The organism is Nocardia suismassiliense (assembly GCF_900269665.1).
Classification (GTDB): domain Bacteria; phylum Actinomycetota; class Actinomycetes; order Mycobacteriales; family Mycobacteriaceae; genus Nocardia; species Nocardia suismassiliense.
Genome location: NZ_LT985363.1, coordinates 78,658 through 88,663, shown reverse-complemented (window position 1 = coordinate 88,663; position 10,006 = coordinate 78,658). Strand labels below are relative to the sequence as shown.

2 protein-coding genes are annotated in these 10,006 nt (G+C 68.8%); both read left to right on the top strand.

Translation table 11 applies throughout. The annotated features are described in order from the left end of the window. Positions 1-24: 24 nt before the first annotated feature. A complete protein-coding gene (locus DBO33_RS41805; RefSeq protein WP_267897927.1) occupies positions 25-7,572 on the top strand; it encodes a type I polyketide synthase in 7,548 nt (2,515 codons plus the stop codon). Further along, the gene (locus tag DBO33_RS41800) at positions 7,569-9,983 is read left to right on the top strand and encodes an FAD-dependent oxidoreductase (protein ID WP_107661189.1); all 2,415 of its coding nucleotides are present in this window, start codon (positions 7,569-7,571) and stop codon (positions 9,981-9,983) included. The genes DBO33_RS41805 and DBO33_RS41800 overlap by 4 nt, the downstream gene beginning before the upstream one ends. The last annotated feature ends 23 nt before the right edge of the window (positions 9,984-10,006 follow it).

Here is a 10,006-nt window from a genome sequence, read left to right as displayed (position 1 = left end):
CAGCACAGGCGTCGCGTCGCGTTCCTGTGCACCGGTTACGGATCGCAGTATCCGCAGATGGGCCGCGAATTGTATGAATCCGAGCCGGTATACCGCGAGGCCTTCGACCGCTGCGACGCGATCGCCGCGCCCCTGCTGGGCCGATCGCTGTCGGCGCTGCTCTACGGGCGCCAACCCGCCACCACGATCGATGACCCCGTGCTCGCCCAACCCGCACTATTCGCCGTGGGCTACGCGCTACACGCGTTGTGGCAGTCCTGGGGCGTACGCGCTGACGTCATGGCCGGCCACAGCCTCGGCGAGTACCTGGCTGCGCACCTGGCAGGCATCTTCAGCGCCGAAGACGCACTGGCGCTGGTGATCCGGCGCGCACAGCTTGTCGAGGAACTGGCACCGACCGCGACCATGGCCTATATCGCGACTGACGTCGACACGGTCACGGCCGCGTTGAGCGGCTACGGCCAGACGGTGGCGATCGCCGCGGTGAACGCACCCGACGCCACCGTGATCTCCGGGGAAACGAGCGCGGTCGAGGCCCTGCTCGCTGAGCTGCGTGAGCGCGGCATCGACGCGGTCATGCTGCCGGTCACCCGGGCATTCCATTCCCCGCTGATGAAACCGGTACTCGATGCCTTCCGGGCGGTCGCCGAATCGATCACCTACGCCGCCCCGCGCATCCCGCTGGTGGCGAATCTGTCCGGTGAACTCGCCGGGCCGGCCGATCTGGCCAGTGCCGACTATTGGGTCCGTCACCTTCTCGAGCCGGTCCAATTCACCCACACCATGGCCATGCTGGCCTGCCAGAACCTCGACGCCTTCGTCGAGCTCGGCCCCAAACCGACCTTGACCGGACTCGGACAGCGATGCCTGCCGGATTCCGGCGCGGTATGGGTGCCCAGCATGACCCCGCGCGACTCGCATGCGGCCTTGGCCGGGGCGCGTTCGTTGTACCTGGCGGGAATTCGGTTGGACTGGAACGGAATCGGCGCGCCCTTCGCCCGCGGGCGCGTGCCGGTGCCGACCTATGCGTTCCAGCGCCGCCGCCATTGGCTCGAGGTCAACCCGTCCCGGCCGCCAGTGGACCCAGCGGCCTTCGCAACGGCCGCGGATCAGGTGCCGCCGCCGATGCCGCAGGTTCTGGATCTGGTTTGGGAACCTGCCTTGCACGGCACCGAGCATGACTCCGCGTGCGGGTACGTGGTCATCGGCGATGACAACGAGCTGAGTACCGCCATCATCGAACGACTCGACAGGGACGGAACCGGGGGTGTCTTCGTGCCGACCTCCCCGGCCGCGCCCGGCGCGCTGGCCGAGCGGCTGCGCCGTCTACCTTCCATCGCACTGCCCTGGCGGCTGGTAGTGGTGGTCTCGCCGCTGGATCCGGCCGACGCGGCGGCCGGATTGGTGGCGCTGCTGGATCACCTGGGTGAGGTGCTGGCCTTCGCGACCACCGGTGCTCACGCGGTGGCGGGGGTGTGCCTGGTCTCGGGCGAGAACGATCTGCGGGGTGAGGCGGTGGCCGCGGTGGCCCGCACGCTGGCCGCCGAGCACCCCGACCTGGGGTGGTCGGCGCTGACTATCCCGACGCCGTGTCAGGGCAGCGATCTGGACGCCGCGATCACCGCCCTGCACACCGGCGGCCGCGGTGAACACTTCATGGTCTGCGGCGGTGCGCTGTTCTGCTCCCGCCTGGTCCCGAGCGCCGAGCACCCCGCACCGAGGGCGGCGATGCCGGTGCGCGAGGACGGAATCTATGTCATCACCGGAGGCACCGGCGGACTGGGCTTGCAGGTGGCCTGCTGGCTGGCCCGGCAGCGCCCTGCACGGCTGATATTGGTCAGCCGCTACGGAATTCCCGCCGACGAATCGCTGTGGAAGGCACTGGCAGCGACCGGGGTGCCGGTCGAAGTCGCCACCGCCGACGTCACCGACGAAACCCAGCTGCGCGCGATCGTCGAGGCCTGCGGCTCCCGGTTGCGTGGCGTGGTGCACTGCGCCGGAGGCGTCGACGACGCAATCCTGTTGCGCCACAACCGGACCCGATTCGCCAGGGTTGTCGAGCCGAAAGCGGCGGGGGCGTGGCTGCTGCACACGCTGACCGCCGATGCCGGACTGGACTTCTTCGTGATGTTCTCTTCGCTGGCCTCGGTGATCGGCTACCGCGGACAGGGCGCCTACGCCGCGGCCAACGGCTTCCTCGACGCCCTGGCACGCCACCGCCACCGCCAAGGCCTGCCCGCATTGAGCGTGAGCTGGGGCAGCTGGGCCGGGCCCGGGATGAGCGCGGCGCTCTCGCCCGTCCACCGCGCCACCCTGCACGGCGAGGGGGAAACGCCTCTCGCGCCGCAGAGCGCGTTGGCGGCGATGGCCGCCCTGGTGCACACCGGCCAACCCCACGCCGTCGTTGCCGACATGACCTGGCCCCAGTTGTCGGGCGCCCGTTCCCATCCGCTGCCCATCATCGAGGCCCTCGTGACTCCTGCGCCCACCTCCCGCACCACCCCGGCCGATTCGTTCGCGCTCAGAGTGAGGAAAGCGCCACCCGCACAGGCGAAGTCGCTGCTGGCGTCCACGGTCGCCGAGATCGCCGCCACACTGCTCGACGCCGACCCGCACACGATGGATCCACGCCGAGGTTTCGCCGAGATGGGCCTGGACTCGCTGGCTGCTCTGGATCTGCGCACCGCCCTGCAAACCCGCCTCGGCGTCGGATTGCCCGCCACGGTGGCCTTCGACCACCCCTGCCTGGAAGCGCTCGTCGACCACTTCGCCACGCACCATTTCGCCTCCGACATCGCCGCCGCGGCGACCGAGGCAACCGCCCCGTCGAGTAGCGCTGGTGCGCAGCCGCCGCAGCAGTCCGCGGCCGCGATCATCGGCCTCGCCTGCAAATTCCCTGGTGCGGAATCGCCGCAGCAGTTCTGGGAGCTGATCAGTCAGGGCCGGGACATGGTGGCCGAGATCCCGTCCAGCCGTTGGGATCTGAACGCGCTCTTCGATCCCGACCCTGCGGTGCCGGGCAAGATGCATGTGCGCCGCGCCGCGACGATCACCGACCTGGACTGTTTCGATGCCGGGTTCTTCGGCATCTCACCGCGTGAGGCCGCGAGCATGGATCCCCGGCACCGGCTGCTGCTGGAGCTGGCGTGGAACGCCGTCGAGCACGCCGGCATCGACCCGACCTCGCTGCGCGGCAGCGACACCGCAGTGTTTCTGGGTTGCGATGAATTCGCCAACGACTATCTGCGCCAAGCCGAGAGCGAGCTGGACCGAGAACCGTATCTGGCCACCGGCACCACGCTGAGCCTGACCGCAGGCCGGATCTCCTACAAGCTCGGCTGCCACGGCCCGAGCATGGTGATCGCCACCGGGTGCTCCTCGGCGCTGGTCGCGATCCACACCGCGGTGGCCGCCCTGCGCCGTGGCGAATGCCGTGTGGCGATCGTCGGCAGCGGAAAACTGTTGCTGGATCCGATCGAGACCGTGCAGCTGTGCAAGCTGGGCGCGCTCGCGCCCGACGGAGTGTCGAAAGTGTTCTCCGCCGAGGCCGACGGGTTCGGCCGCGGTGAAGGTGCGGCGGTGATCGTGCTCAAACGACTCGACCACGCCCGCATCGACGGCGACCCGATCCACGCGGTGATCCGCGGCAGCGCGGTCAACCACGACGGCCCCAGCTCCGGGCTGACCGTACCCAACGGCGCCGCTCAGCAGGCGGTGATCACCCGCGCCCTCGCCGATGCCGGTGTCGATGCCGAGCAGGTGAGCTATGTCGAAACGCACGGCACCGGAACAGCTCTCGGTGATCCTATCGAGGTCAACGCCCTCGGCCAGGTGTTCGCCCGACGGCGCGACCCGGTGCTGATCGGGTCGGTGAAAGCCAACATCGGCCACCTCGAGGAAGCCGCCGGGTTGGCCGGGCTGATCAAGACCGTGCTCGCGCTGCAACACGACACCATCCCCGCCCAACCCCACGCCAGGCCGCTCAACGATCACATCGACTGGACCCGCCTGCCGGTGTCGGTTCCCGCCGCGAGCACGCCCTGGCCGCCCGCCCGCCCTCGCGTAGCCGGGGTGAGCTCGATCGGGCTCAGCGGAACCAACGCCCACCTCATCGTCGAAGCCGCCCCGGCCTTCGAATCCTCGCCGCCGGCCGGACCTTTCGTGTTCCCGATCTCAGCCCGCGACGAGACCGACCTGCGCGCCACCCTCACGGCGCTGCACGGTGCGCTCGCCGAAGAAACCTCCGCGGCCGAGCTCGCTTGGACCTTGCAGAGCGGTCGCCAGCACCACGATCACCGCCTGGCCGTCGTCACCACCGAGGTGTCGGTACTGCGCGAACGCCTCAGCGCGGTCCTGCGCAACGCCGCCACCGCCGCGAGCGTTCTCCGCGGGGACGCCACAGCCGCGGCAGCCGTGCAGGACACCGTCACGACGGTGATGTACGAGCGCCGCGACATGGTCGGCCTGGCCCGACTGTGGTGCGCGGGGACGGCGATCGACTGGACTCGCCTGTCTCCCGAGCCGCCGCGGCGCACGAGTCTGCCCGGCTACCCCTTCAAACGCCAACGGCTCTGGATCGGCACGCACACCGATACCACCTCGGCCACCGAACACGCTGTCGCGCAATCGGATACACCATCGACCGACCTCGTGACCGAACTACGGGCGCGTGTCGCTGAGATGCTCGGCTTCGCCGTCGGTGATCTCGCACCGGACACCAGCCTCGACGGGGCAGGGGCGGATTCGCTGATTTTCACCCGGCTGGCCCACCACATCCGCGACCACTACCAGATCGAGGTGCCCTTCCAACAGCTGATCGATGACGCCGACACCGTCGAGGCCATCGCGGCCCTCATCGCCGCGCATCATCGGCCCCACATACCGCCCGCTCCCACCGCGCCGACACAGCCACCGCCACCATCGAAGGCTGTCCGCGGGCCCGCCAGCCCGACTGGCGCGCCGGCACCGGCTCAACCGCTCACCGACCGCCAGCAGCGATTCGTGGCCGAGCTCGCCGACAGCTATGTGGCCCGCACACCCGCGTCGAAGGCGCGTGCCGTGCAGGAGCGATCGGTCATGGCCAATTGCCGGATGACACCGTTTCAGATGCCGCTGAAGGAGATGGCCTACCCGATCGCGGTGGAACGCTCGTTCGGGCCCCGCTTCTGGGACATCGACGGCAACGAATACCTCGACATCTCGATGGGCTATGGCGTCCACTTCTTCGGCTACCAACCCGATTTCGTGATCGAAGCACTGCGCGCGCAACTCGACCAGGGCGTGCACATCGGACCGTTGGCCGCCAATGCCGGACCGGTCGCAGCTCAACTGTGCGAGCTGACCGGCGCCGAGCGTGCGGTGTTCTGCAATTCCGGCACCGAGGCGGTCACCGCCGCCCTGCGATTCGCCCGCGCCGCCACCGGCCGGACCCGGTTCGTGATGTTCTCGGGCTCCTATCACGGCTGGTCGGATGCCACCTTGGCGCTGCCGGCCGGAACCGAGAAATCGTTGCCGATCGCCCGCGGGCTGAGCAGCGCAGCGCTGTCGGAGGTGATCGTGCTCGACTACGGCACCCCCGAAGCCCTGCAGGTGATCGCCGATCTGGGGCCGCAGCTGGCCGCGGTGCTGGTCGAACCGGTCCAAAGTCGCCGCCCGGATCTGCAGCCGGTCGAGTTCTTGCACCAGTTGCGCGCGCTGACCCGCGACTCGGGCACCGCGTTGATCTTCGACGAAGTCGTCACCGGCTTCCGTGCCGGGCCGCGCGGCGCGCAGGGCTGGTCCGGGGTCGAGGCCGACTTGGCCGTCTACGGCAAGATCCTCGGCGGCGGCATGCCCGTCGGCGCGGTGGCCGGGCGCGCGCGGTTCCTCGACACCGTCGACGGCGGCGACTGGCGCTTCGGGGACTCCTCCCAACCGCGCGTACCGACGACCTTCTTCGGCGGCACCTTCAACAAGAACCCGATGACCATGGCCGCGGCATCAGCGGTGCTGGCCCGCCTGTCCATCGAAGGCCCGCAGCTGCAACAACGGGTCAGCGACCAGGTCAACGGGCTGGCCGAGCAATTCAACCGGTTCTGCCAGGCCGAGGGCTTCCCGCTGCGCATCGTGTCCTTCGCCTCGGTGTTCCGATTCATCGGCGCCGACGGCGACTACCGGTTGCACCGCTCGACCCTGGCGTTGGAAGTGTTCTTCCACACCCTGGCCGCCCACGGCATCTACGTCCTGGAAACACGGGTCTGCTTCCTATCTGCCAGTCACACCCCAGACGATGTCGCGCACCTGCTTGAGACCGCGAAAACCTGTCTGCGCCAGATGCGCCGCGGCGGCTTCTTCCCCTTGCCGGCCGCACCCACCTCGACACCGCCCCTCGTGCCGACGTCGAACCGGCCTGCCCGGTTGCTCGAAGACGCACGCCTGGAACCGATCATCACCCCCGCCGCCGCAGTGCGCCGCGCGCGGCCCGCCGACAACATCGTGATCACCGGGGCGGCCGGATTCCTGGGCACCCATCTCACCGCAGAGTTGCTGGGCACCACCAGCGCGCGCGTCCACTGTCTGGTGCGTGCGGACGACGCAGGGCACGCCCAGCAGCGAGTCATCACCGCGCTCACCGCCGCGCAGCTCTACCAGGACACATGGGCCTCGCGGATCATCGGCGTGCCCGCCGACCTGGCACGTCCGCGCCTGGGGCTCACACCGAACCGCTGGGCGCAGTTGGCCGAAGAGAGCGACGCCATATATCACTGTGGGGCACAAGTGAATTCACTGCTGTCCTACGAAAAACTCAAGCCCGCCAACGTCAACGGCACCCGCGAGCTGATCCGGCTGGCCGCCGACGGGCCGCTCTCGCAGCTGCACCACATCTCCTCCGACGCGGTGTTCGACGCCTATGGCTACCTGCGCAACGCGGTCCTCTACGAAGACCGACCGCTGGTCCATGGCGAGAGCCTGTTCGGCGGCGGCTACGCCGAAACCAAATGGGTAGCAGAAAAACTCGTCGAACAAGCCCGAAGCCACGGGCTGCCCACCAACATCTACCGCCCCGGCGCCATCATGGGCGCCCACGCTCGAGGCTGCGGCCAACCCAATGACTTCATCACCCGATTCCTGCGCGGCATCATCACCCTCGGAGTCTGCCCGGAAATGGACGCCACCATCGACATCGCCCCGGTCGACTATGTCGCGGCCGCGATCGTGGACCTCTCGCACGCGACCGAGCCCGGCACCACCTTCCACCTCACCCACCCTGCACCCTTGCGCTACGACGAGTTCATCGACGTGCTGCGCGCAGATGGCTACCGCCTCGAGGTGATCGCGCTGCACGACTGGGAAGTCCTGCTCGCTGGCCTGCGTTTCGCCGACGACAACCCCCTCTACCCGCTGATCCCACTACTGACCGGGTCCGACCCCTACTTCCGCACCAGCCGGCTCGACGTCACCAACACCACCACGCACCGGCCTGGGGTGAGCTGCCCGCCGCTGCTCGAGCTGATCCCGCTGTATCTGGACCGGCTGCGCACACACGACTACCTGCCACCGCGACCGGTCCGGGACCAGGCGGGCGCGCGATGAACACACAAGCAGCGATCCCGCGCGCATCCGACATCGACCCCGCATGGCTGCACGAGCACCTGGGATGGCCGCTCGACGCCGCCCCGATCCAGGTCGAGCCGCTGTCGCGCACCGGCGGGCAAATGGGCCCTGTACACCGAATCCGCTGGGGCGCAAGCTCGCTCATCTACAAGACAACACCGGACAGTGACACCGAATGGGGACGGTGGGCACTGCAAGCCGGAGTGCTGGCCCGGGAGGTGTCGCTATACCGGATGCTGCGCGAACACAACGGAGCGCCGACGGGGATCGCGCCGCGCTGTTACTGGTCGGCACTGCGTCCCGACGGGCACGGTGCCCTGGCGCTGGAAGACCTCGGCGCGGCCGGAACCGTCACCGGGTCGGCAATGGCGCGAGGGTTGACCGACCTGCAGGCCCGAGCCGCCGTGCGAACCCTGGCACTGTTGCATTCCCTGTCGGCCACCACCACACCCACCGGCGAGCCGCACGAGTGGCTGTTGACCGCGCAGTCGCCGCCGTTGCTGGACTCGATCCGCATGGGCCTCGACGACATCGACGGCCCCTCCCCGCTATGGGTCACGCCGTGGCAACCGACTGCGGCACAACAGCTGTCACAGATCGATGTAGCTCGAACATCGCACCGGGCACACGCGCAGGCCACCCTGCAGGCGGTCTGCCACGGGGACGCCTGGGCCAGCAACATCGTGTTCCTCGACCCGGCCCAGCTACCCAGCACGCCCTCGGCGTATTTGATCGACTGGCAGTTCGCGATGTGGGGCAACCCGCTCGCCGACGTCGCGCTGCTACTGCTGTCCTCGCTGGATCCCGCTTCCCGCCGCGCCTGGGAAGGGCGACTGCTCCACCACTACCACCACGTCCTGACCAGCACCGTGTCCTTGGACTACACCCTTGCGCAGTGCCGCAGCGACTATCGGCGAGCGTTGCCCTATGTCGCGCTCGTCGCGCTCGCAACCCTGGACGGCCTCACCGCAGGAATGACACGAACCGAACGATTCCGGTTTGCGCCCCGGGCCGCCACCGCGATGAACCTGCTCGCCGCGAATGCCGAACCCCCCGAGTCTATTCAGCCCCACGAGCCTTCCAGCATCCCGACGAGGAGCACCATGCCGCACACCGTCGAAATCGCGGTCATCGGCGCGGGCATGTTCGGTGCCGCGGCCGCCAAATACCTCAGCCGGGAAGGCGCCGACGTCCTGGTCATCGGCCCCGCTGAGCCCAGCGCCGACGAGGCGCTCAGCCAGCATTCGTTCGGCGCGCACTACGACCAAGCCCGCATCTGCCGCCGGATCGGCTGGGATCCGGTCTGGGCCGCTCTCGACAGCCGCTCGCTGGAGCGATTCCGCGACATCGAGGCCGATTCCGGGCTGCGGTTCTTCCACGACTGCGGCTCGCTGATCCTCATGGCGGGCTCGCTCCACACACGGACATCGGCGATGGTCAAGCGAGGTCGGGAAGAGGGCATCGACGTCGCATGGCTGGCGCAATCGCAATTGCGCACCGAATTCCCCGAACTCGGGATACCGGAGCTCGACGGCGGCACCGAGGGCCTTCTCGAACGCGCGCACGCCGGCTACCTGAACCCGCGGGCCCTGGTCACAGCTCAGCTGAGACTTGCCGCGGCTGCCGGAGGGCGCTGCGTGCGCGCACCGGTGGTGGCGATGGACCGCCGGAAGGGACTGTGGCGCCTGCAGATTCTCGATGGCACCACCCGCCGGGAGATCGCCGCGGAGAAAGTGCTGATGGCCACCGGGGCGTTCACCAACCACAACGGGCTCCTGCCTGCCGGTGTCCGGTTGGGCATGCGGGCGTTCACCGAACCGAACCTGCTCTTCGCCCTCGACGAGCACCAACGAGATCGTTTCGCGAGCCTGCCGCCAGTGGTCGTCGTGGATCCCGCCGACATCGGCGATGACAACATGTCGCTGTATCTGCTGCCGCCCGTGCAATATCCGGACCGGCGGTGGTATCTGCGGATCGGGCCCGGCATGCAGCCCTTCATCGACCCGCTGAGCACCGTGGACGAGATGACCGCCTGGTACACCCAGCAGACGATCACCCGCCGTCAGCACCGATTCCTGTCCACGGCGATGCGCACCATGGTCCCGGGGCTGGGATCCACGTTGATCACCCAGGCCGGCTGCATCATCGAAAAGACCCTCACCCGCTACCCCTACATCGGCTACCTCGACCACGGTTTGGTGGTCGCGGTGGGCGGCAACGGCCACGGGGCACGGGGGTCCGATGAGATCGGGCGCCTGGCCGCGATGCTGCTCCTCGGCAAGCCATGGGACAGCGCCATCGCGGCGAACACCTTCACCCCGGTCCTAGATCCCGACGATAGCCGCTGCTCTCAGCTGGCCACGCTCAAACCACCGTTCGGACTGTGCTGAACGCACGCAACCATCCAGCCGTA